Genomic DNA, 23,761 nt, shown 5'->3' on the forward strand with positions numbered 1-23,761 from the left:
AAAAACCATGGAGTACGGCTCTGTGCCCTATTTGAACTGCAAAGAACGGACCTTTACCGCGTCTCTGCCAGGAACCTTGTCCTTGAGCCAGATGATCTTGGCCGAACGTGGTGCGTCGAGTTGCTTTATTGCCTCTGACAAGCATCCGTGTGTCTCACGCTCGCTGCGATCCAGATACGCCTTGACCAGTGCAAACTCTGCGGAGCTCAGGCCACGCAGTTCAAGTTCCAGAGGGCGTTCGTCGCGCAACCGGTCAGCGGTTTTTGCCGCATCCAAGGCCAAGGCCAACCGATCGATCAGCCTTTCGTACAGCTCCGGTTTTGTAGCTTTTTGCTGTGACTCAACCATCCCTCACCTCATTGGAAGATAAGACCTACTCCCCAGTTAGAGCTTAGCTTCCATGAACAAACCGGCTGAACGCCGCGACCAACGGCCCTCGCGGCGGTTTTCGCAAGACGTGCGGCAGCAATCAGGGTTTCCCTCGGTAGAGCGCGGTCATGTATGCTACGGCGCTTCCTGTAACTCCACTTCCAGCTCGGCTGGGCATCGAAAACGCCAATGTGGCGTGATCACCGTCCAGCGTTGCATTGAAGAGGATTAGGCCACCCCTATTCAGTTCAAAAGTAGCCATGCACGAACAATATCAGCCCCGTGAAATCGAAGCCGCCGCCCAGTCGTTCTGGGACGAGCAAAAGTCCTTTGAAGTCAGTGAACAGCCAGGCAAGGAGACTTACTACTGCCTGTCGATGTTCCCTTACCCCAGCGGCAAGCTACACATGGGGCACGTGCGCAACTACACCATCGGCGACGTGATCTCCCGCTACCAGCGCATGCAAGGCAAGAACGTTCTGCAACCCATGGGTTGGGACGCCTTCGGCATGCCGGCGGAAAACGCCGCCATGAAGAACAACGTAGCGCCCGCCAAGTGGACCTACGAAAACATTGCCTACATGAAGTCCCAGCTGCGCAGCCTGGGCCTGGCGGTGGACTGGTCGCGTGAAGTGACCACCTGCAAGCCCGATTACTACCGCTGGGAACAATGGCTGTTCACTCGCCTGTTCGAAAAAGGTGTGATTTACAAAAAAAGCGGCACCGTGAACTGGGACCCGGTCGACCAGACCGTCCTGGCCAACGAGCAAGTGATCGACGGTCGCGGCTGGCGTTCCGGCGCGCTGATCGAAAAGCGCGAAATCCCGATGTACTACTTCAAGATCACCGCCTACGCGGATGAGCTGCTGGAGAGCCTCGACGAACTGACTGGCTGGCCTGAACAGGTCAAGACCATGCAGCGCAACTGGATCGGCAAATCCCGCGGCATGGAAGTGCAGTTCCCGTACAACGTCGATTCCATCGGCGAAACCGGCGCACTGAAAGTCTTCACCACCCGTCCGGACACCCTGATGGGCGCGACCTACGTCGCCGTGGCCGCCGAACACCACCTGGCCACCCTGGCCGCACAGAACAATCCCGAGCTGCAAGCGTTCATCGCTGAATGCAAGGGCGGCAGCGTGGCCGAAGCCGACGTCGCCACCCAGGAGAAAAAAGGCCTGCCGACCGGCCTGTTCGTCGAGCACCCGCTGACCGGCGAAAAACTGCCGGTCTGGGTCGCCAACTATGTGCTGATGCACTATGGCGACGGCGCGGTAATGGCGGTTCCGGCCCACGACGAGCGCGATTTCGAATTCGCCCACAAGTACAACCTGCCGGTTAAATCGGTCGTGCGCACCAGTTCCGGTGACAGCAACCCGGCGCCATGGCAAGACGCCTACGGCGAGTACGGCACGCTGATCAATTCCGGCGAGTTCGACGGCCTCGACTTCGCGGGCGCCTTCGACGCCATCGAAGTCGCGCTGATCAAGAAAGAACTGGGCGCCTCGCGTACCCAGTTCCGCCTGCGCGACTGGGGCATCAGCCGCCAGCGTTACTGGGGCTGCCCGATCCCGATCATCCACTGCAACACTTGCGGTGACGTGCCGGTACCGGAAGATCAACTGCCTGTCGTGCTGCCGGAAGACGTCGTACCCGACGGCGCCGGTTCGCCACTGGCGCGCATGCCCGAGTTCTACGAGTGCAGCTGCCCTAAATGCGGCCAGCCTGCCAAGCGTGAAACCGACACCATGGACACCTTCGTCGAGTCCTCGTGGTACTACGCCCGTTACGCCTCGCCGCACTTTGAAGGTGGCCTGGTGGAAAAATCGGCGGCCGACCACTGGCTGCCGGTGGATCAGTACATCGGCGGTATCGAACACGCGATTCTTCACCTGCTCTACGCGCGCTTCTTCCACAAGCTGATGCGCGACGAAGGCCTGGTGAGCTCCAACGAGCCGTTCAAGAACCTGCTGACCCAGGGCATGGTGATCGCCGAGACTTACTATCGTCGCGAAGCCAACGGCGCCTACACCTGGTTCAACCCGGCGGACGTCGAGCTTGAGCGTGACAGCAAAGCCAAGGTTATCAGCGCCAAATTGAAATCTGACGGCCTGCCGGTGGAAATCGGCGGTACCGAGAAGATGGCCAAGTCGAAGAACAACGGCGTCGACCCACAGTCGATGATCGACCAGTTCGGCGCAGACACCTGCCGCCTGTTCATGATGTTCGCTTCGCCACCTGACATGAGCGCGGAATGGTCCGACTCCGGCGTCGAAGGTTCGCACCGTTTCCTCAAGCGCGTCTGGCGCCTGGCTCAAGCCCACGTCACTCAGGGCCTGCCGGGCAAACTGGACGTCGCCAGCCTGAACGACGAGCAGAAAGCCGTTCGTCGTTCGATCCACCTGGCCATCAAGCAGGCCAGCCAGGACGTCGGACAGAACCACAAATTCAACACCGCCATCGCCCAGGTGATGACGCTGATGAACGTACTGGAAAAAGCCGCGCAAGCCACCGAACAGGATCGCGCACTGATTCACGAAGGCCTGGAAACCGTGGTTCTGCTGCTGGCTCCGATCACGCCGCACATCAGCCACGAGCTGTGGAATCAACTGGGTCACGCCGATCCTGTGATCGACGCCGGTTGGCCGGTGGTGGATGACAGCGCTTTGGTACAGGACAGCCTGCAACTGGTGATTCAGGTCAACGGCAAGTTGCGTGGCCACATCGAAATGCCCGCCAGCGCCAGCCGCGAAGAAGTCGAAGCCGCCGCCCGTGCCAACGAAAACGTCCTGCGCTTTGTCGACGGTCTGACCATTCGTAAAGTGATCGTAGTGCCCGGGAAACTGGTCAATATCGTCGCCAGCTAATTGGAGCAGGCGCCAGGTGAGCCTGGCGCCGAGTAAAACCTTTCGGGCCGCTTGATCGGCCCACATGGTTTCAAGGGGAGCAACAAGATGATCAAACGCAATCTGCTGGTGATGGGCCTCGCGGTTCTGCTGAGTGCCTGCGGTTTCCAGCTGCGCGGCACCGGCACCAATGAACTGGCGATCAAGGAACTCGACCTGAGCGCCCGTAACGCATATGGTCCAACCGTTACCCAGTTGCGTCAGGTACTGATTGGCAGCGGCGTCAACGTCTATACCGGCGCTCCTTACAAGCTGGTGCTGACCAATGAACAGGAAAGCCAGCGCATCCTCAGCTACGCAGGTGCCGGTCGTGCCGGCGAGTATCAGATCACCACCGTGCTGAACTACGACATCCGTGGTCGCGGCGATCTGCCACTACTGAGCGACAAAATCGAAGTACAGAAGATCTATATGCACGACGGCAACAACCTGGTGGGCTCTGACCAGGAAGCTGAAACGGCCCGGACAGAAGGCCGCCGGGAGATGGTCCAGCGCATGATGCTGCGCCTGGAACAACTGAGCCCGACTCAACTGAACAAGTTGCAGCAGACTGCCGAAGCCAGGGCCAAGGCTGATGCCGCCGCACTGGAAGCGGCAAAGAAGGCTGAAGCGGAAACCCCGCGTCAGTCGCCTGTCGAACTGCCGCAGCAGTAAGACTTACGGGGCGCCCAGGTGCCCCGTTCGCCCTCTCTTATGAAGCTCGCCCCCGCCCAACTCGCCAAACACCTGCAAGGCGCCCTTGCGCCGGTCTATATCATCAGCGGCGATGACCCGCTGCTGTGCCAGGAGGCGGCCGACGTCATTCGCGCTGCCGCCCGCCAACAGGGATTCGATGAACGCCAGGTGTTTGCCGCCGACGCCAGTTTCGACTGGGGCACGCTGCTGCAAGCCGGCGCCAGCATGTCGCTGTTCGCCGAAAAGCGTCTGCTGGAACTGCGCCTGCCTTCCGGCAAACCCGGCGACAAGGGTGCCGCCGCACTGATCGAATACTGCTCGCGCCCGGCCGACGACACCGTACTGCTGATCAGCTTGCCGAAGCTCGATGGCAGCGCACAGAAAACCAAGTGGGGTAAAGCGCTGGTCGAAGGACAGCAGACCCAGTTCGTGCAGATCTGGCCTGTCGATGTCGCCCAGTTGCCGAGCTGGATCCGTCAGCGCCTGTCCCAGGCCGGGCTTTCCGCCAGCCAGGACGCCGTTGAGCTGATCGCCGCGCGGGTCGAGGGCAACTTGCTGGCCGCCGCCCAGGAAATCGAAAAGCTCAAGCTGATGGCCGAAGGCGGCCAGATCACCGTCGAAACCGTGCAGGCTGCGGTGGCCGACAGTGCGCGCTTCGATGTCTTTGGCCTGACCGATGCGGTGCTCAATGGTGAAGCGGCCCATGCCTTGCGCATGCTCGAAGGGCTGCGTGGGGAAGGCGTCGAGCCGCCGGTGATTCTCTGGGCCCTGGCGCGGGAGTTGCGCTTGCTGGCCAATATTTCCCTGCAATACAGCCAGGGTACGCCGCTGGACAAGGCCTTCAGCCAGGCCAAACCTCCGGTCTGGGACAAACGTAAACCGTTGGTGAGCAAGGCCCTGCAACGCTACTCGGCGCAACGCTGGGCGCAACTGCTGCTCGAAGCGCAGCGCATCGATGCGCAGATCAAGGGCCAGGCAGCCGGTTCGCCGTGGATGAGCTTGAGCCGGTTGACATTGTTGATGGCCGGGCAACGCCTGTCGCTGCCTGCTGAATAGTCCGCTTTCCTGTGGCGAGGGAGCTTGCTCCCGCTGGGGCGCGAAGCGGCCCTATTCGATCTCGGCAGCACTGCACTTTCAGATTTGACGACTGCTTCGCAGCCGTACGGGAGCAAGCTCCCTCGCCACAAACAGCCAGCCTCACAACCCGCTCAGAAAGATCCTACGCAATGCGGGGACTAGACATCCCCCCAACTTCGGCCGATGATTTGCCCCGCAAAAACCACCCACCTGCGAGGCATCATCATGAGCAAAAAGCCATCAACACATGGCCCCAACAAGGCCAAATCCATCGTCGCCCAGCCATTGTTCCGCAGCCGCCAGGAACGCCCGGCCAAGGGCAAAGGCAGTTACCGCCGCGAAGCCTTCCAGTCTGACAGCTGGGAGGCTTCTTACTTTCTGGCTGCGTAAAGCAGAACACCCCTTTGACATGGTAAGGTCTGTACCTGATTCGTATTCCCTGGACCCGTGCATGCCCCCTTGTCTTCCCCGTCGTTGGCACTTACGCCAATTGATCGCTGCCTCCAGCCTTGTTTTACTTGTCGCCTGCGCGGAAAAACCGACCGCAGCCGACGCTCAGCCGCTTCAGACGCTCCCTGTCGCTACTGCCCCGGCGGTTATTCCGCCTGTGGTTCCGACCGGTGAGAACCTCGACATCCAGCCAACCCAGACCTTCGCCGAATGGCAGGCAGGTTTCCGCAAGGATGCCCTGGCCGCCGGTATCCGCGCCGATCTGTTCGACCGCGCCTTCGCCGATGTCAGCTTCGACCCCAGCGTGATCCGCGCAGACCGCAGCCAACCGGAATTCGCAAAACCGGTTTGGGAATACCTCGACGGCGCCTTGTCGCCGCTGCGAGTACGCAAAGGCCAGTCGCTGGTCAACCAATACGCTGATGTCCTGCAAAGTATCGAGCAGCGCTACGGCGTCGATCGCCAGGCGCTGGTGGCGGTGTGGGGCATGGAGAGTAACTTCGGGCAGTTCCAGGGCAGCAAGTCGGTGATCAACTCGCTGGCAACCCTGGCCTACGAAGGTCGTCGTCCCGGTTTCGCCCACGCGCAATTGATTGCCGCCCTGCAAATCCTGCAGCAAGGCGACATCGAACCCGAGAGGATGCTCGGATCCTGGGCCGGTGCCATGGGCCAGACCCAGTTCATCCCGACCACCTACAACACCCATGCCGTGGACTTCGATGGTGACGGGCGCCGTGATATCTGGGGCAGCTCGGCCGATGCCCTGGCCTCGACCGCGCATTACCTGCAAAGCTCCGGCTGGCAAAGAGGTCAGCCTTGGGGCTTCGAAGTCCAGCTGCCGAGCGGTTTCAATTACGTACTGGCCGATGGCACGATTCGCAAGAGTGTCGCCGAGTGGCGCCAACTGGGCGTTACGCTGCCCAACGGTGGCCAGGTCCCGGCAGGCTCAGAGCAGTTGTCCGCGGCCCTGTTGCTGCCAGCTGGCTACCGCGGCCCGGCCTTCCTGGTGCTCGACAACTTCCGGGCGATCCTCAAGTACAACAACTCGTCGTCCTACGCCCTGGGGGTGAGTCTGTTGTCGGAACGCTTCAATGGCGCAGGCCTGATCAGCGGCACGTGGCCAAAGGATGACCTGCCTCTGAGCCGTACCGAGCGGATTGAGCTGCAAAACCTGCTGAGCGCGCAAAACTATGACGCCGGCACCGCCGACGGGATCATCGGCGCCAACACCCGCAAGGCGATCCGCAGCGCCCAGCAGTCGTTTGGCTGGCCGGCGGACGGGTATCCGACGCACAAGTTGCTGGAAGGATTGCGTAACCGATAGTTTGTCGTATGGCTGGAACCGCTTTCGCGAGCAAGCCCGCTCCCACATTGGATCTGTGAACGCCACAAAATCAATGTGGGAGCGGGCTTGCTCCGGGCGGCGTTCCGACGAAGACTGAGTACCAGGCAACGAATATCTACCGTTTGGTCACCACATCCTGCTCCAACACCAACTCTTTGTTCCCCGCATCCAACCGCACCAACGCCCCCATGGGCAGCGTCAGGTTCGGATCGCAATGCCCACTGCGCCACCCGGACAGCACCGGAATCTTCAATGTCTCGAACGTCTGCTTGAGCAACCTGTCCAGCGCTGCCACCTCAACCCCCGCCACATCCCCGACCAACACGCCGCGCAGCTTGTGCAGCGTGCCTGCCAGTCGCAGCTGGGTCAGCAACCGGTCGATGCGATACAGCGGCTCGTTGATGTCCTCGATCAACAGAATGACGCCCTCGGCATCTATCTCGTAAGGCGTGCCCATGGTCGCGGCGATCATGGCCAGATTGCCACCGAGCAAGCGCCCATGAGCCACACCTGGCTCGATCGTGGTCAGCGGGTAGGCTGCCGGATGAGCCAGCACTGTTCCCGCCCTCACCTGCCCTCGCAGCATGTTGAAGAAGGAAGGCTCCGTAGGTTTTTGCTTGTCGCCCAGCAGGTCGGCATTGAGCATCGGACCATGAAAGGTCACGAAGCCGGCATAACGACTGATCGCCAAATGCAGCGCGGTGATGTCGCTGTAGCCGATGAACGGCTTGGCATTGTCACGCAGCAACTTGAAATCGATGCGATCGAGCAGCCGGGGCGTGCCGTAACCGCCACGCAGGCAGATGATGGCATCCACCTCGCTGTCGGCGAACGCTGCATGCAGGTCGCCAAGTCGCACCTCGTCACTACCGGCCAGGTAGCCGTTTTTTTCGTAGACCCCGGGAAACACTTTCAGTGAATAACCCCGGGCACGCATCCATTGCACCGCCTTGTCGGTGTCCAGCGGGGCTGGGCCAGCAGGTGCGATAACGCCGATCATGCCTTCCGACGGCAGTGCCGGGACGGGAGCATGAGGACAAAGAGTGTGGGTCGGTCGAGCGGTCATCCGTGAATCTCCCTGCGTGAAATCTTCAGCACACAGTAGTCAGGAACGGGGACAAACAGAAGAGGAACCGTTGCCCCGCAGGTTGCAGGAAAAAACAGCCGTTGCCATGGGCCAGGCAAAAAAATGCCCGCAAGGCGTTGAAACCTTGCGGGCGTTTTATGTTTCACAGTCGATCAGGACGACATCAGCTCGGCCTTGACCAGCTTGGCCTGCTCGTCGGCGTGATACGAGGAGCGTACCAACGGACCCGAGGCAACGTTCTTGAAGCCCATTTTGTAGCCTTCCTCGGCGAACCAGGCGAAGGTGTCCGGGTGCACGAAACGCTGCACCGGCAAGTGGCTGCGGGACGGTTGCAAGTACTGGCCGAGGGTCAGCATGTCGATGTCGTGCTCGCGCATGCGCTTCATGACTTCGATCACTTCTTCGTCGGTCTCGCCCAGGCCCAGCATCAAACCGGACTTGGTTGGAATGTGCGGCATCATCTGCTTGAAGCGTTGCAGCAGGGTCAGCGACCACTGGTAGTCGGAACCCGGACGTGCAGCCTTGTACAGGCGCGGCACGGTTTCCAGGTTGTGGTTGAACACATCCGGCGGCTCGGCGGCGGTGATTTCCAGCGCGATGTCCATGCGGCCACGGTAGTCCGGGACCAAGGTTTCGAGCTGCACGTTCGGCGACAGCTTGCGGATTTCACGGATGCAGTCGGCAAAGTGCTGGGCACCGCCGTCACGCAGGTCGTCGCGGTCTACCGAGGTGATCACTACGTACTTGAGGCGCAGATCGGCAATAGCGATGGCCAGGCTTTCCGGCTCATTGACGTCGAGTGGCTTCGGACGACCGTGGCCAACGTCGCAGAACGGGCAACGACGGGTGCAGATGTCACCCATGATCATGAACGTCGCGGTGCCACCGGAGAAGCACTCGCCCAGGTTCGGGCAGGACGCCTCTTCGCACACGCTGTGCAGCTTGTGTTTGCGCAGCAGGGCCTTGATGCGGTCGACTTCCGGCGAAACCGGGATGCGTACACGAATCCAGTCTGGTTTCTTCGGCAGTTCGGTAGTCGGAATGATCTTCACCGGGATGCGTGCAACCTTTTCGGCGCCGCGCAGCTTGACGCCGGCTTCAACCTTGGGACGCGCGGCCGGGCGCTCGGTGACATCGAGCGTCGGGATCATGGTTTGCACTGCATCAGTAGTCATATCAGTCGATTCCGCCCGTCAGGGTCGTCTGCTCAGCATAGTCGAGGTGTTTGACGAGCTGCGCACGCAGCCGGGCACTTACCTCGGCAAATTCAATCGATCCTGCGTGATCGCTCAGCTGGGTCATCGCCAGCCCGGCGTAGCCGCAGGGATTAATCCGTCGAAACGGTTCCAGGTTCATGTCCACGTTCAGGGCCAGGCCGTGAAAGGAACAGCCGTGGCGGATCCGTAGACCCAGGGAAGCGATTTTCGCTCCGTCAACGTAGACACCCGGTGCATCGGGCTTGGCCACGGCGGTCACACCGTAACTGGCCAGCAACTCGATCAGGCATTGCTCCATCCGGCTGACCAGATCGCGCACGCCAAACCCGAGCTTGCGCACGTCCAGCAGCAGGTAAGCCACCAGCTGGCCGGGGCCGTGGTAGGTCACCTGACCACCACGGTCGACCTGCACCACCGGAATATCCCCGGGGAGCAGCAGGTGCTCGGCCTTGCCGGCCTGGCCCTGGGTGAACACCGCGGGATGCTCAACCAGCCAGATCTCGTCGGCGGCATCGCTGCCGCGTTCGTTGGTGAAGCGCTGCATGGCATGCCAGACTGGCTCGTAAGCCATCTGGCCGAGTTCGCGAAAGCCCAGCGTGCCAGACATCACAGCACCATGTGCACGAAACCGGTGGCCCGCAGCTCGCTGTTGATGTTGTACAGCTGGTCCTGGTCGGTCGCGACGATGTGCAACTGAATGGTGGTGTATTTGCCGTTGCTGCTCTGGCGCTCGTCAACACGCTCATCGTTGATCGTTGCATGTTTGCGAACGATATCGATGATCCTGTCCTTGTTGCCCACGCCGGTGTCGCTGATCACCTTAACCGGGTAATCATTGGCTGGGAATTCGATTTTTGGCGCCTTTACTTCGGTATCGGTCATGGCGTAACGGCCTCGTAAGCGTAAGCCGTGGCGACGGGCATGGCTGCGCGCCAGATCAGCGCGGAGCCATGCAGGTGCACACTAAATTCAGTTGAACAAGCCGAAGAAGAATAGACGGATGCTATCCCACATGCGGCGGAAGATACCACCTTCCTCGACGGCGTCCAGAGCGATCAGATCGGCGCTGTGCACCACCTTGTCGTCCAGTTTCACTTCGACTTTACCGATCACGTCGCCCTTGGCGATTGGCGCGATCAGCTGCGGGTTCATGGTCATGCTCGCAGCGAGCTTTTTCAGCTGGCCTTTGGGCAGGGTCATGGTCAGGTCTTGCGCCAGGCCAGCCTTGATCTGGTTGGTGGAGCCTTTCCAGACTGGAGCCTGAGCCAGCTCGGTGCCCTTCTGATAGAAGGTCTGGGTTTCGAAGAAACGGAAACCGTAGGTCAGCAGCTTCTGGGTTTCGGCGGCACGGGCCACTTCGCTGTTGGTACCGAACACCACGGCGATCAGGCGCATGCCATCACGTACGGCCGAAGACACCATGCAGTAGCCGGCTTCGTCGGTGTGGCCGGTTTTCAGACCGTCAACGGTCTTGTCGCGCCACAGCAGCAGGTTACGATTCGGCTGCTTGATGCCGTTCCAGAAGAACTCTTTCTGCGAGTAGATCGCGTAGTGAGCCGGGTCTTCGTGAATGATTGCGCGAGCCAGTACCGCCATGTCGTGAGCCGACGAGTAGTGCTCCGGGTTCGGCAGACCGGTCGGGTTCATGAAGTGGCTGTTGGTCATGCCCAGGTCGCTAACGGTTTTGTTCATCATGTCGGCGAACGCGTCTTCGCTGCCGGCGATGTGCTCGGAGAGCGCAACACTGGCGTCGTTGCCCGACTGGATGATGATGCCGTGCAGCAGATCGCTGACGGTGACCTGAGAGCCGACCTTGATGAACATCCGCGAACCGCCGGTACGCCAGGCGTTTTCGCTGACGGTTACCGGGTCGTTTTCACCGATCTGGCCGCGACGGATTTCCAGGGTCGCGATGTACGCGGTCATCAGCTTGGTCAGGCTGGCCGGTGGCAGACGCTGGTCACCATTGTTCTCGACCAGCACGTTGCCGCTGCTGGCATCCATGAGCACGTAGGCCTTGGCGGCCAGTTGCGGTGGCGACGGCATCATCTCGACCGCGAACGCGGCGGGTGAGAGGAGCAGCGGGACTAACAGGAACAGGCGTTTGGCAAAGGTGGTGATGTTCATCCGTCTCTCGAAATCGCTAATGGAAACTGCCCAAGGGCAAAACTAATCAGATGACTTTCTAACGAGTCATCGCGTGTTCAGTTGCTCACTCCAATCACCCTTTGCCGGGCTTTTGTTCTTCGAAGAGCCAACAACCTGGTTCACCCCCCAAAACCGCAGATGAACCGTCAATCAAGTCCTACGTATTACTCAGTCACAACGCTTGGCGAACCGAGATTGGCCAGGCGCACACTGTTCTGCACCTGCTGGATTTCACCCGGCGATCCGATCGGACCCAGGCGAACCCGATGCAGGGTCTGCTGATTGCGCACGATCGAACTGATGAACACCGGAGCGCTCACCGTCCCGCTGAGCTTCGATCTCAGGAGTTCTGCAGCGTCCGGGTTGGCGAACGCGCCCACCTGCAGATACTGGCCAGAGGCTGGTGCAGAAGCGTTTTTTTTTGCATCAAGCTGCACAGGCACCGCCGCGGCGGCGTGTTGCTGTGGCGGCGGCGTCCATTGCTCGACGGTGCCGGCCGAAGCCGTGATCACCGGGGCGCTATTCTGCGCGACTTTCGGTTCGTTGAGCATTAATGGTGCCGGACGGCCCTTGGCAGCCCACCATTGCTGCGGGTCGATGCCTTCGACCTTGACCCGCGCGGTGCCGGTTTCGGCGTAACCGAGTTTCTTGGCGGCAGCGTAGGACAAGTCGATGATCCGGTCCGAATAGAACGGCCCGCGGTCGTTGACTCGCAGGATCACGCTCTTGTTGTTGTCCAGGTTGGTCACCCGAACGTAACTTGGCAGTGGCAATGTCTTGTGTGCGGCACTCATGCCGTACAGGTCATACACTTCGCCGTTGGCGGTGTTCTGGCCGTGGAACTTGGTGCCGTACCAGGACGCCGTACCCGACTGCACGTAGGTCTTGGACTCTTGCAGCGGGAAGTAGGTCTTGCCCAGCACGGTGTACGGGTTGGCCTTGTACGGGCCGGTGTGCAGGGTCGGCGTGGCGTCCGGGATACGCGAAACATCGACATCCCACCATGGCGCGCCATCCTTGTGGGCGCGGTTGATGTCCAGCCCCGGCGTCGTGCGCACGGCGGCGGTGGACTTCTGGGCCGGCGCGCGGCTGGTCGAACAACTGGCGACCAGCACTGCCAACGCGGCGAATGCCATCAGCTTCAGGGGTTTACTCATAGGCAATGCCCGCATTACTTGACGCCCCGTGCTTGGACCAGCTGTTCTGACAGTTGATGTACGGCCATGGCGTACATCACGCTGCGGTTATAACGCGTAATCGCGTAAAAATTCTTCAGGCCCATCCAGTACTCGGGGCCATTGTCGCCTTCCAGGCGGAACGCAGTAACCGGCATATCATCGCGCAGCGCATCATGACTTGACCACCCCAAGGCTCGCAACTCCCCGACGGTTTTCGTCGGTTCGATTCCTGCGGTCAAACCTTCGTCGACCTGATCGCCACGGACATCGCCGCGACTGACTACCGGTTCGCCTGCAATCCAGCCATGACGCTTGAAGTAACTGGCGACACTGCCGATGGCATCGTCCGGGTTGGTCCAGATGTTGATATGGCCATCACCGTCGAAATCCACCGCATAGGCGCGGAAACTGCTCGGCATGAATTGCGGCAAGCCCATTGCGCCAGCGTAGGAGCCTTTGAGCGTCAACGGATCGACCTGCTCTTCGCGGGCCAGCAGTAGGAACTCACGCAATTCCTTGCGGAAAAACTCGGCACGGGGAGGATAGTCGAAACCCAGGGTCGACAAGGCATCGATCACCCGGAAATTTCCGGTATTACGGCCGAAAAAGGTTTCAACGCCAATGATCGAAACAATCACCTGGGCCGGCACACCATATTCCTGCTCGGCACGGGCCAACACCGCTTCGTGCTGACGCCAGAAGTCCACACCCCGGGCTATGCGCGCATCGGTGATGAACATCGGGCGATATTCGCTCCACTGCTTGACCCGTTCGGCGGGTTTCGAGATGGCGTCCAGAATCGACTGCTTGCGCTCGGCTTCGCGGAACACGCCCATCAATTGTTCACCGGCGAAACCGTAGTCGCGGGTCATTTCACCGACGAACTCGGCCACCTGGGGTGAGCCTTCGTAGTCGCCGGCCAACGCTTCCTGCATGGTGCCAAGGATGCTTACCAGGCCGACCCATGGCGCGTATCGAGTCGCCCAGCCACGCATTACTTGCATTGAAAATTTCACCTTATTCAAACCTGCGCGATCCACTTGCGATGGGTATGGATCGACATCAAAACCCCAAACGCTGACAGTAGCGTCACCAGCGAAGTTCCTCCGTAGCTAATGAACGGCAACGGCACCCCCACCACCGGTAACAGGCCACTGACCATACCGATGTTGACGAAAACATAAACAAAAAACGTCATGGTCAGGCTGCCCGCGAGCAACTTGCCGAACAATGTCTGCGCCTGGGCGGTAATCACCAGGCCTCGGCCGATCAACAGCAGGTAGATCAGCAACAGCGCGCAGATCCCCACCAGGCCGAACTCTTCACCCAATACGGCAATGATGAAGTCGGTATGGCTTTCCGGCAGGAAGTCCAGGTGCGACTGGGTGCCCAGCAACCAGCCCTTGCCGAACACACCGCCGGAACCGATGGCGGCCTTGGACTGGATGATGTTCCAGCCAGTGCCTAGCGGGTCACTTTCCGGGTCGAGGAAGGTGAGGACGCGCTGCTTCTGGTAATCGTGCATCACGAAATACCACATGGCCACGGACACCGGCACGGCGGCAGCAAGCACGCTGAGGATCCAGCGCCAGCGCAGGCCGCCCATGAACAGCACGAAAGCGCCCCCCGCCAGAATCAGCAATGAAGTGCCGAGATCGGGCTGACGCACGATCAGAATGAATGGCAAGCCAATCAGAAACAGGCTCACCCCCACATGCTTGAGTTGCGGCGGCAAAGTGCGCTTGGACAGGTACCAGGCGATGGTCGCCGGCATCAGGATCTTCATGAATTCCGAAGGCTGGAAGCGGATCACTCCGGGAATGTTGATCCAGCGCGTGGCGCCCATGGCGTTGTGCCCCATGATGTCGACCACTACCAGCAACAGCACGCCGAGCACATAACCCACCGGGACCCAGCGGGCCATGAAGCGTGGCTCGAACTGGGCGATGACGATCATCGACACCAGGCCGATGCCGAAAGAAGTGGCTTGTTTGGCCAGCAGATCCCAGCTTTTGCCACTGGCCGAATAGAGTACGAACAGGCTGCCGGCGGCCAGGGTCAGCAGCAGGATCAGCAACGGGCCGTCGATGTGCAAGCGTTGCAGCAGCGTCGCACGGCGACGCATCACATCCTCACTGGAGAGCATGCGATCGAAGTTATTCATCACGGGCGGTAGCCTCTGCACTGATAGGGCTGGCGTATTCGGGCTTCAACCGACCGTCCTGGTCCAGGAGCCAGGCATCCATGATTTGACGCACCACTGGCGCAGCGACGCCGGAGCCGGACTCGCCGTTCTCGACCATCACCGACACCACGATTTTCGGGTCGTCGGCCGGCGCGAAACCGACGAACAGGGCGTGGTCGCGATGGCGTTCCTGAACCTTGGAACGGTCATACTTCTCGCCCTGTTTGATCGCGACCACCTGGGCCGTACCCGACTTGCCGGCAATCCGGTATTGCGCGCCGATCGAGGCCTTGCGTGCCGTACCGCGAGCACCGTGCATCACCTGCTGCATACCGTGATTGACCTTGTTCCAGTCCGACGGGTCGCGCAGGATGATGTCCGGCATCGGATTTTCATCCACCGGCTTCACGCCCTCGATGGTCTTGGCCAGGTGCGGACGGTTCCAGACGCCTTTGTTGGCGACCAGGGCGGTGGCTTGGGCCAGTTGCAACGGGGTCGACTGCATATAGCCCTGGCCAATCCCGAGAATCAGCGTCTCACCCGGGAACCACGCCTGCCGACGGGTCGCACGCTTCCATTCGCGGGACGGCATCAGCCCCGGCGATTCTTCGAACATGTCCAGCGAGACTTTCTGGCCGATGCCGAATTTGGTCATGTACGCCGACAGCCGATCGATCCCCAGCTTGTGGGCCAGGTCATAGAAGTAGGTGTCGTTGGAACGCATGATCGCCGTATCGAGGTCGACAAAGCCGTCGCCAGTACGGTTCCAGTTACGGTACTTGTGATCGTAGTTGGGCAGCATGTAGTAACCCGGGTCGAACACTCGTGACGACGCCGTCACCACGCCCGCGTCCAGACCGGCAATCGCCACCGCCGGTTTGATCGTCGAACCCGGCGGGTACAGGCCGCGCAATACGCGGTTGAACAGCGGCCGGTCGATGGAGTCGCGGAGTTCGGAATAGGCCTTGAAGCTGATGCCGGTGACGAACAGGTTCGGGTCGAAACTCGGCTGACTGACCATCGCCAGCACTTCACCGGTTTTCGGGTCCAGCGCGACCACCGCGCCACGACGACCACCGAGCGCCGCTTCGGCGGCTTCCTGCAATTTGATGTCCAGGCTCAGGACGATGTCCTTGCCGGGAATCGGATCGGTACGCTTGAGCACGCGCAATACGCGGCCGCGAGCGTTGGTTTCAACTTCTTCGTAGCCCACCTGGCCGTGCAGCTCGGGCTCATAAAAACGCTCGATGCCGGTTTTGCCGATGTGGTGGGTGCCGCTGTAATTGACCGGATCGAGGGACTTGAGCTCTTTCTCGTTGATCCGCCCCATGTAACCGACCGAGTGCGCAAAGTGCGCACCCTGCGGATAGTGGCGTACCAGTTGCGCGACCACTTCCACTCCAGGTAGGCGGAACTGGTTCACGGCGATCCGGGCGATCTGCTCTTCGCTCAGCTCAAACAGGATCGGCACCGGCTCGAACGGCCGACGCCCCTGGCGCATACGCTTCTCGAAAATCACCCGATCCTCCGGCGTCAGCTCCAGCACTTCGACAATCACGTCGAGCACTTGCTGCCAATCGCCGGAACGCTCGCGGGTCATGCTCAGGCTGAAGCTGGGCCGGTTATCGGCGATCACCACGCCGTTGCGGTCGAAAATCAGCCCGCGAGTCGGCGGAATCGGCTGCACGTGGACGCGGTTGTTTTCCGACAGGGTCGAGTGGTACTCGTACTGGATCACCTGCAGGAAATACAAACGCGCGATCAGCACGCAGATCAGCGCCACTACCGCAATTGCCCCGAACACGACGCGGCCACGCACCAGACGGGCGTCTTTTTCGTGGTCCTTGATGCGGATCGGCTGAGACATGAGGGCAGAACTACTTGTGGTAAGGGTGACCGGACAGCACGGTCCAGGCACGGTACAACTGTTCGCCGATCAGAATCCGCACCAGCGGGTGCGGCAAGGTCAGCGGCGACAACGACCAGCGCTGGTCAGCCCTGGCACAGACTTCCGGCGCCAGCCCTTCGGGGCCGCCGACCATGAAGTTGACGGTGCGCGAGTCCAGCCGCCAGCGGTCGAGCTCGACCGCCAGTTGCTCGGTGCTCCAGGGCTTGCCATGGACTTCAAGAGTGACAATCCGCTCGTTCGGCCCGACCTTGGCCAGCATGGCTTCGCCTTCCTGACGGATGAAGCGGGCCACGTCGGCATTCTTGCCACGGGTATTGAGCGGTATTTCCACCAGTTCAAGCGCCAGTTCGGACGGAAGACGCTTGGCATATTCATGCCAGCCTTCTTCCACCCATTTGGGCATGCGTGAACCGACGGCGATCAGTCGCAGTCGCACAGCGGTCCCTTATTCCTGGTCTTTGTTGAGCTTGTTGAAGTGCTCGTGACCAACTTCAGGGCTGTGGTGCTTGCCATCGGCCGCACGGCTCTGCTCGGCACCTTTCCACAAGCGCTCCAGGTCGTAGAACTGACGGGCGTTGGAAGTCATCATGTGGACGATCACGTCGTCCATGTCCAACAGCACCCAGTCGCTGTCGCCCTTGCCTTCTTCACCCAGCGGCTTGATCCCCAGGGCTTTGACGGCCTCGCGGACCTTGTCCAGCATCGCGCCGATCTGGCGGTTGGAGGTACCGGTGGCGATGATCATGTAGTCAGTGATGCTCTGCTTGTCGCGAACATCAATCACCAGCACGTCCTGGGCCTTGACGTCTTCCAGGGCGGCTACGGCGATCTTGACCAGCTCGTCGCCTTTAGGCGGCTCGGCGGCGAGAACCTTTTCAGGCAGCGGGGCACTCTTGAATGTGCCTTTGCGTTTTACTTTGCTTTCGTTGTTGCTCGTCATATAAAACTCGTTTTGCTCGTATGTTCGGGGCTTCGATACACGTTGTTGCCACGTGCCTTGAAGCACTCCTATTCAGTTCGACGCACGGTAGAGTCCGTGCGCATCGATGTAGGCCAGGACCGCGTCGGGCACCAGGAAACGTACCGACTTACCGCTGGCCAGCAGTTGACGGATCTGGGTGGCGGATACCGCGAGCGGTGTCTGCCAGACGAATGCAATCTGTCCGCTCGGCCCTTTGAGGGCCAGCGGGTCGCTCACCGAGCGCGCTGCCAGCAGGTTGCGCAAGGCATCCGGTGGTTCGCTGTCGGCATCCGGGCGTTGCAACACCAGGATATGGCAATGCTGGAGCAACTCTTCCCAGCGGTGCCAAGTGGGCAGGCCGCAAAAAGCGTCCCAGCCCAAAAGCAGAAAAACCTGGTCATCCGCGGCCAGTTCGGCGCGCATCAGTTCCAGGGTATCAATGGTGTAGGACGGTTTGTCCCGCTGCAATTCGCGGGCGTCCACCACCAACGGTGCCACACCGGCCACCGCGCACTCGACCATCGCCAGACGGTCTTTCGCCGACACCTGCGGCTTGCCCCGATGGGGCGGCCTGGCACTGGGCGTCAGGCGCAGCTCATCGAGCGCCAGTGTTTCGGCGACTTCCAGCGCACCGCGCAAATGGCCGATGTGCACCGGATCGAACGTTCCGCCCAGCACGCCAATGCGGCGAGGGGCTGGCTCGCTGACGGTGACCGGGGCTGACGGGTCGAAGTCGCCCAAGTCAGACCGGCTCCTGTCCGCGCAGCTGCCCGTCACCGACCACGATGTACTTCTCGCAGGTCAGTCCTTCGAGGCCCACCGGGCCGCGGGCGTGCAGCTTATCAGTAGAAATGCCGATCTCGGCACCCAATCCGTATTCGAAGCCATCGGCGAAGCAGGTCGGGGTATTGATCATCACCGACGAGGAGTCGACTTCAGCCACGAAACGCCGGGTATCGCCCTGGTGTTCGCTGACAATCGAATCGGTGTGATGGGAGCCGTAATGATTGATGTGCTCGATGGCCTGGTCCAGTCCGTCGACTACACGGATCGACAGAATCGCCGCCAGATATTCGGTGTTCCAGTCTTCCTCGGTGGCTGGCACGGCATCGATGATCGCCCGGGTGCGTTCGCAACCACGCAGCTCGACGCCTTTTTCGCGGAACTGGGCCGCCATCGCCGGCAGGAAATCCTTGGCAACGGCTTGATCCACCAGCAGCGTTTCCATGGCACCGCAGATGCCATAACGGTAAGTCTTGGCGTTGAACGCGATGCGCTGGGCCTTGGCCAGGTCGGCGTGCTCACTCACGTACACGTGGCAGATGCCATCCAGGTGCTTGATCACCGGAACGCGGGCATCACGGCTGACGCGCTCGATCAGGCCACGGCCGCCGCGCGGCACGATGACATCGACGTACTCGGGCATGGTGATCAGCGCGCCGACGGCAGCGCGATCGGTGGTTTCGACCACTTGCACCACCGCAGCCGGCAGATCGGCCTCGGCCAGGCCACGCTGAATGCAGGCGGCGATGGCACGATTGGAATGAATCGCCTCGGAACCGCCACGCAGGATGGTCGCGTTACCCGACTTCAAGCACAGGCTCGCGGCATCGATGGTCACGTTCGGCCGCGACTCATAGATGATTCCGATCACGCCCAATGGCACGCGCATCTTGCCGACCTGAATACCGGACGGGCGGAAGCTCATGTCGCGGATCGCGCCAACCGGGTCCGGCAGCGCTGCTACCTGACGCAGGCCGACGATCATGCCGTCGATACGCGCCGGGGTCAGCGCCAGGCGTTCGAGCAGGGCTGGCTCAAGACCATTGGCGCGACCGGCGGCCAAATCCTGTTCATTGGCCGCCGTCAGCTCGGCGCGGGCAGCGTCCAGCGCATTGGCGGCGGCCTGCAGGGCGCGGTTTTTCTGCGCGGTACTGGCACGGCCGATCACGCGGGAAGCTTCGCGGGCAGCGCGACCCAGGCGGGTCATGTAGTCAAGAACGGACTCAGTCATGGTCTGGCGTGGTCTTTGATTAGGTCTTGGTAAAGAGTAAAGCGACAGATTATAGCTGTCGCGCCCACCGACTAACAGCGGTGACGGGCGGATGGTCGAAATGGAGGGCAATTTGCCGATGTTCAGCCGGGATTAAGCTGCAAATTGTTATCATCACGACTCATTCAGCCCTGACAAATGCCGGTCATCATGTCCAATCTGACTGTTCGAGCGTCCGCTGTGAGCCTGCCCACGGGCCTCCCGGACGCGTTTTTCGACCGTGACGCGCAAATTCTGGCCCGGGATTTACTGGGCAAAGTCATTCGCCATCGAGTGGGCGACCTGTGGCTCAGCGCCCGGATCATCGAAACCGAAGCCTATTACTGCGCAGAAAAAGGCAGCCACGCCTCCCTCGGCTACACAGAAAAGCGTAAGGCTTTATTTCTGGATGGCGGCCACATCTATATGTATTACGCCCGGGGCGGCGATTCACTGAATTTCAGTGCCCAGGGGCCGGGTAACGCCGTGCTGATCAAATCCGCCTACCCATGGGTCGATCAATTGAGCGGGCCGGGCAGCCTGGCACAGATGCTGTTGAACAATCCCGATGCCCAGGGCCGCCCTCGCCCGTCACAAAAACTCTGCGCCGGGCAAACCCTGCTGTGCAAGGCACTGGGCCTGAAAGTGCCGGTGTGGGACGCCAAACGCTTCGACCATGAGGTGCTGCTGGTAGAACACGTCGGGCAGACGCCCGTCCACATCATCCAGACTACGCGCCTGGGCATCCCCCATGGGCGCGATGAACACCTGATGTACCGCTTCGTCGACGCTGCCTACGCGGCTTATTGCACGCGCAACCCGCTGCGACGGGGTCAGGTCGAAGGTCGCGATTTTTATGTGCTGACCTGAGATTGACTCAGACTTGATGCAAACAGAAATCCCCTGTGGGAGCGGGCTTACCCGCGAAGGCGGGGTGTCAGGCGACGTCAATGTCGACTGAAAGGGCCTATTCGCGGGCAAGCCCGCTCCCACAGGGGTCAGTGGCGTATTCAAAATTGCACTTATCCCCGGAAGCAATTGAACATTTGATGGAGTGGTTTTTATGGGCCAATGGCTCGATAGCGTGACCGGTTGGTTGACGGTCAACCCGCAATGGCTGGCGGCGGCGGTTTTCCTCGTGGCCTTTGTGGAATGCCTGGCGATTGCCGGGCTGATCGTTCCCGGCACGGTGTTGCTGTTCGCCGTGGCGGTACTGGCAGGCAGTGGCGCGCTGACGCTCAGTGAGACGCTCTTGCTGGGTTTTGTCGCCGGGGTGCTGGGCGACGTCATTTCGTATTTCCTGGGGCGGCACTTCCATCAGAACATCCGGCGCCTGCCGGGCTTGCGCCATCATCCGGAATGGATCGCCGGGGCCGAGTCATACTTCCAGCGCTATGGCATCGCCAGCCTGCTGGTTGGGCGCTTTATCGGCCCCCTGCGGCCAATGCTGCCGATGGTGGCCGGCATGTGCGACATGCCTTTCCCGCGCTTCTTCGCTGTCAGCCTGTTGGCCGGCGTGGGTTGGTCGGTGGCTTATCTGATGCCTGGCTGGGCCACGGGCGCGGCAATCCGCTTGCCGTTGCCCGAAGGCTTCTGGCTCCAGGCCGGGGTTGTTGCTGGCAGCATTGCGGTGATGGTCGGCTTGAGCGCGACCAGCAGCCTGCGCCGGCATCGCCGCGCGACGTTGTTCATTACCGGGATGAGTCTGCTGATTCTGACGGGGCTGTTTATCGGTTACTCGCACCTGTCCGCACTCGATCAAGGGGTGATGACGCTGGTGCAGGAACATCGCCAACCGATGCTGGATGAAGTGGCGGTGGTCTTCACGCTGATCGGCGAATTCCGCAACATGCTATTTTTCAGCGCACTGCTGACCGGTTTGCTGCTGCTGATGCGGCAATGGCGGCACGCGATTTTCGCGGGCAGCACGTTGCTCTTCACGGCACTGGCCAATACCGCGACCAAGTACTTTTTCGCCCGCGTGCGCCCCGAAGTGTTGAGCGATCCGCTCACCAGCTACAGCATGCCCAGCGGCCATGCTTCAGGGTCTTTCGCACTGTTCCTCACCCTCGCCGTCCTGGCGGGACGCGGACAACCGCCTCGGATGCGTCTGACCTGGTTATTGGTGGGCTGCCTGCCCGCAATGGCAATTTCGCTTTCGCGGGTTTACCTCGGAGCGCATTGGCCGACTGATGTATTGGCCGGCGCGATGCTGGCGGCATGTGTCTGCGCGGCCAGCCTGTGGCTGATCCAGCGCGATACATCGCTCAGCGCCTTGCCGCCCAAGGTTTGGTGGCTGGTGCTCCCAGCCTTGGTGGCATTGTTCGGATTCTTCGTGCTGAGGCATTTACCGCATACGATGTTGCGGTACGCGTACTGAAAGCAGTCAGGCAAACAGTTCGCCCTGCAACTCATCCAGCAACGCCTGAATCGCATCCAGCCGTTGCTGCGGATCATCGAGTTGCAGCAGATCGATCTTGTCCAGTTCAGCGAAGGGCAACAGGTACGCCAACTGATTGGCCAGCGACTGCTGGCCGGTCGCTTCGGTGCCCATGTTCAAGGCTTCGACCATCGGGTGTTCCGCCAGGGCCTTGAGCAAGGCCACCAGATCGGCGTCCTCGTCCTGCAACGGTTGCTCCGGTTCGTCTTCCAGCCACTCGACTTCGGCGACGGTCAACTGATCGCGCTGGACTTCCGTTCGCAATACATGGAAACGCCGTCCGCCCTGAACCCGAATCCCCAGCAGGCCATTATCCTGCTGCTTGAAATCGGTAATCAGCGCCTCACACCCGACCAGGGCGTAACCCGCCGGGGCGATCCCGACTTCTTCGCCATCGAGGATGCACACCACGCCGAATCCGCCGCCCTGTTTCATGCAGCGGCCGATCATGTCCAGATAGCGCGCCTCGAAGATCTGCAAGTCGAGGATGCAGCCTGGAAACAGCACTGTATTGAGCGGAAAAAGCGGCAGACTCATAGACATTTCCTTACACCACCATCGACACCGCCAACGGCAGTAACACCGCCGTGGCCACACCCATCAGGCTCATCGCCAGCGCCGCGAAGGCGCCGCACTCTTCACTTTCCTGCATCGCCACCGCCGTGCCGACCGCGTGGGCCGTCATGCCCAGCGCCATGCCCCTGGCTTCCGGGCTGTGCACGCCCAGCCGGGTCAACAATGCCGGGCCGAAAATCGCGCCGATCACACCGGTAATCAAGACGAACACCGCTGCCAGCGCCGCGACACCACCGATCTGCTCAGCCACCAACATGGCGATCGGCGAAGTCACCGATTTCGGCGCCATGGTCATCAGGATCATGTGCTCGGCACCGAACGACCAGCCCAGCAACACGCCCATCCCCGTGGCCACCACCCCACCTATCACCAGCGTAGTAAATATCGGCCAGAACAACTGCCGAATCCGTCGCAGGTTGAGATAAAGCGGCACCGCCAGCGCGACAGTGGCCGGGCCGAGCAGGATGCTGAGAATCTCGGTGCTCTTGCGGTACTCGGCGTAGGTCAGGCCGCAGCCCACCAGCACGCCGATCACCAGCAACATGGAGACAAGCACCGGCTGCAAAAAGATCCATCGGGTTTTCTCGAACGCCGCCAGCACCAGCTGATAGGCACCGAGGGTAATGCCAATGCCGAACAATGGATGGTGAATTACTGACGCCCAGGCGCCGTGCCAGTCGAAGATCATTGGCCGTCCTCAGGCTGAGCGTGACACTTGACCATGCGCTGCATCAGCACCCCGGCGAAGGCCATCGAAAGCAGCAGCGACAGCACCAGCGCACCGACAATGGCCCAGAAATCCGCCGCGATGTCAGCGGCGTAGACCATCACACCCACGGCCGGCGGCACCAGCAACAGCGGCAGGTAGCGCAACAGGCTGCTGGCCGCCAGGTTCAGTGGCTCGCCGACCTGTCCGCGACAGATGAGGTACGCCAGCAACAGCAGCAACCCCACAATCGGCCCCGGCAGCACCGGCAAGAACAAATGATTGATCGCGGTGCCGAGCAATTGGAACAGCACCAGCCACGTCAGGCCCCGTAACAACATCAAAGATCTCCCGCAAAATCCGTCACCCGCATTGGCCTGGCATTATAAGCATGCTCGCGCTATAGATCGGCATTCGCCAAAAGCATGGTCAGTTGACCGGAGCGTTTGGTCATGTTGATCTAAAGTGGTAAGCCGGGAGGTTAGATCCCCGCAAGCCAA

The 23,761-nt window shown here is 60.9% G+C and carries 24 protein-coding genes; 7 read left to right on the forward strand and 17 right to left on the reverse strand.

Annotated elements, in window-relative coordinates:
* Positions 1-27: 27 nt before the first annotated feature.
* A complete protein-coding gene (locus KGB28_RS29975) occupies positions 28-348 on the reverse strand; it encodes a hypothetical protein (RefSeq protein WP_223449065.1) in 321 nt (106 codons plus the stop codon).
* Between the two features lie 281 nt (positions 349-629).
* On the opposite strand from KGB28_RS29975, the gene leuS reads away from it, so the two are divergent.
* The 5 genes from leuS (at position 630) to KGB28_RS30000 (ending at position 6,801) form a co-directional block, all read left to right on the forward strand.
* Positions 630-3,236: a leucine--tRNA ligase gene (gene leuS, locus KGB28_RS29980; RefSeq protein ID WP_223449066.1), complete on the forward strand. Its 2,607-nt coding sequence runs from the start codon at positions 630-632 to the stop codon at positions 3,234-3,236.
* An 87-nt stretch (positions 3,237-3,323) separates the two neighbouring features.
* Positions 3,324-3,929 carry an LPS assembly lipoprotein LptE gene (gene lptE / locus KGB28_RS29985; protein ID WP_223449067.1) on the forward strand — a complete coding sequence of 202 codons (606 nt, stop codon included), beginning with the start codon at positions 3,324-3,326 and terminating at the stop codon, positions 3,927-3,929.
* A gap of 39 nt (positions 3,930-3,968) precedes the next feature.
* Positions 3,969-5,006, forward strand: coding sequence for a DNA polymerase III subunit delta (holA, locus tag KGB28_RS29990; protein ID WP_223449068.1), 1,038 nt, complete (start codon positions 3,969-3,971; stop codon positions 5,004-5,006).
* Positions 5,007-5,252: 246 nt separating this feature from the next.
* Positions 5,253-5,417, forward strand: coding sequence for an alternative ribosome rescue factor ArfA (arfA, locus tag KGB28_RS29995; RefSeq protein WP_223449069.1), 165 nt, complete (start codon positions 5,253-5,255; stop codon positions 5,415-5,417).
* Between the two features lie 61 nt (positions 5,418-5,478).
* A complete protein-coding gene (locus KGB28_RS30000) occupies positions 5,479-6,801 on the forward strand; it encodes a lytic murein transglycosylase (protein ID WP_223449070.1) in 1,323 nt (440 codons plus the stop codon).
* A gap of 136 nt (positions 6,802-6,937) precedes the next feature.
* Here the strand turns inward: KGB28_RS30000 and KGB28_RS30005 are convergent, their stop codons facing one another.
* From KGB28_RS30005 to KGB28_RS30065, 13 genes are all read right to left on the reverse strand, one after another.
* On the reverse strand, positions 6,938-7,888 hold the full coding sequence (locus tag KGB28_RS30005) for an LD-carboxypeptidase (protein WP_223449071.1): 951 nt from the start codon (positions 7,886-7,888) through the stop codon (positions 6,938-6,940).
* Between the two features lie 173 nt (positions 7,889-8,061).
* The gene (gene lipA, locus KGB28_RS30010) at positions 8,062-9,084 is read right to left on the reverse strand and encodes a lipoyl synthase (RefSeq protein WP_223449072.1); all 1,023 of its coding nucleotides are present in this window, start codon (positions 9,082-9,084) and stop codon (positions 8,062-8,064) included.
* A gap of 1 nt (position 9,085) precedes the next feature.
* Entirely contained in the window at positions 9,086-9,733 is a 648-nt protein-coding gene (gene lipB / locus KGB28_RS30015; protein ID WP_223449073.1) for a lipoyl(octanoyl) transferase LipB, read from the reverse strand.
* Positions 9,733-10,008, reverse strand: coding sequence for a DUF493 domain-containing protein (locus KGB28_RS30020; RefSeq protein ID WP_095941984.1), 276 nt, complete (start codon positions 10,006-10,008; stop codon positions 9,733-9,735). The genes lipB and KGB28_RS30020 overlap by 1 nt, the downstream gene beginning before the upstream one ends.
* Before the next feature lie 87 nt (positions 10,009-10,095).
* Positions 10,096-11,253, reverse strand: coding sequence for a D-alanyl-D-alanine carboxypeptidase family protein (locus KGB28_RS30025; RefSeq protein ID WP_150726959.1), 1,158 nt, complete (start codon positions 11,251-11,253; stop codon positions 10,096-10,098).
* A 185-nt stretch (positions 11,254-11,438) separates the two neighbouring features.
* On the reverse strand, positions 11,439-12,446 hold the full coding sequence (locus KGB28_RS30030) for a septal ring lytic transglycosylase RlpA family protein (RefSeq protein WP_223449074.1): 1,008 nt from the start codon (positions 12,444-12,446) through the stop codon (positions 11,439-11,441).
* On the reverse strand, positions 12,446-13,456 hold the full coding sequence (gene mltB / locus KGB28_RS30035; protein ID WP_223449075.1) for a lytic murein transglycosylase B: 1,011 nt from the start codon (positions 13,454-13,456) through the stop codon (positions 12,446-12,448). Before mltB ends, KGB28_RS30030 begins: the two co-directional genes overlap by 1 nt.
* A 17-nt stretch (positions 13,457-13,473) precedes the next feature.
* Positions 13,474-14,577, reverse strand: a complete 1,104-nt coding sequence (gene rodA, locus KGB28_RS30040; protein ID WP_053162859.1) for a rod shape-determining protein RodA — start codon at positions 14,575-14,577, stop codon at positions 13,474-13,476.
* A gap of 31 nt (positions 14,578-14,608) precedes the next feature.
* A complete protein-coding gene (mrdA, locus tag KGB28_RS30045) occupies positions 14,609-16,504 on the reverse strand; it encodes a penicillin-binding protein 2 (protein ID WP_223449076.1) in 1,896 nt (631 codons plus the stop codon).
* 10 nt (positions 16,505-16,514) lie between these two features.
* Positions 16,515-16,982, reverse strand: a complete 468-nt coding sequence (gene rlmH, locus KGB28_RS30050) for a 23S rRNA (pseudouridine(1915)-N(3))-methyltransferase RlmH (RefSeq protein WP_003185785.1) — start codon at positions 16,980-16,982, stop codon at positions 16,515-16,517.
* 9 nt (positions 16,983-16,991) lie between these two features.
* Positions 16,992-17,486 carry a ribosome silencing factor gene (rsfS, locus tag KGB28_RS30055; protein WP_007975896.1) on the reverse strand — a complete coding sequence of 165 codons (495 nt, stop codon included), beginning with the start codon at positions 17,484-17,486 and terminating at the stop codon, positions 16,992-16,994.
* 72 nt (positions 17,487-17,558) lie between these two features.
* Positions 17,559-18,248, reverse strand: a complete 690-nt coding sequence (gene nadD / locus KGB28_RS30060) for a nicotinate-nucleotide adenylyltransferase (RefSeq protein ID WP_223449077.1) — start codon at positions 18,246-18,248, stop codon at positions 17,559-17,561.
* 1 nt (position 18,249) lies between these two features.
* Positions 18,250-19,521, reverse strand: a complete 1,272-nt coding sequence (locus tag KGB28_RS30065; protein ID WP_150726954.1) for a glutamate-5-semialdehyde dehydrogenase — start codon at positions 19,519-19,521, stop codon at positions 18,250-18,252.
* 189 nt (positions 19,522-19,710) lie between these two features.
* On the opposite strand from KGB28_RS30065, the gene KGB28_RS30070 reads away from it, so the two are divergent.
* Positions 19,711-20,409, forward strand: a complete 699-nt coding sequence (locus KGB28_RS30070; protein WP_411740614.1) for a DNA-3-methyladenine glycosylase — start codon at positions 19,711-19,713, stop codon at positions 20,407-20,409.
* A 193-nt stretch (positions 20,410-20,602) separates the two neighbouring features.
* Entirely contained in the window at positions 20,603-21,919 is a 1,317-nt protein-coding gene (locus KGB28_RS30075) for a bifunctional DedA family/phosphatase PAP2 family protein (RefSeq protein ID WP_223449079.1), read from the forward strand.
* Positions 21,920-21,925: 6 nt separating this feature from the next.
* On the opposite strand, the gene KGB28_RS30080 is transcribed toward KGB28_RS30075, so the two are convergent.
* Genes KGB28_RS30080 through KGB28_RS30090 form a run of 3 tightly spaced genes read right to left on the reverse strand, consistent with a single transcriptional unit; the run spans position 21,926 to position 23,602 of the window.
* Positions 21,926-22,516 carry an LON peptidase substrate-binding domain-containing protein gene (locus KGB28_RS30080; protein WP_007998442.1) on the reverse strand — a complete coding sequence of 197 codons (591 nt, stop codon included), beginning with the start codon at positions 22,514-22,516 and terminating at the stop codon, positions 21,926-21,928.
* Positions 22,517-22,526: 10 nt separating this feature from the next.
* The gene (locus KGB28_RS30085) at positions 22,527-23,243 is read right to left on the reverse strand and encodes an LrgB family protein (RefSeq protein ID WP_102670771.1); all 717 of its coding nucleotides are present in this window, start codon (positions 23,241-23,243) and stop codon (positions 22,527-22,529) included.
* The gene (locus tag KGB28_RS30090) at positions 23,240-23,602 is read right to left on the reverse strand and encodes a CidA/LrgA family protein (protein ID WP_223449080.1); all 363 of its coding nucleotides are present in this window, start codon (positions 23,600-23,602) and stop codon (positions 23,240-23,242) included. Before KGB28_RS30090 ends, KGB28_RS30085 begins: the two co-directional genes overlap by 4 nt.
* Positions 23,603-23,761: the final 159 nt, after the last annotated feature.

Origin of the sequence: Pseudomonas sp. BF-R-19 (assembly GCF_019956445.1) — a bacterium.
Taxonomy (GTDB): Bacteria; Pseudomonadota; Gammaproteobacteria; order Pseudomonadales; family Pseudomonadaceae; genus Aquipseudomonas; species Aquipseudomonas fluorescens_BH.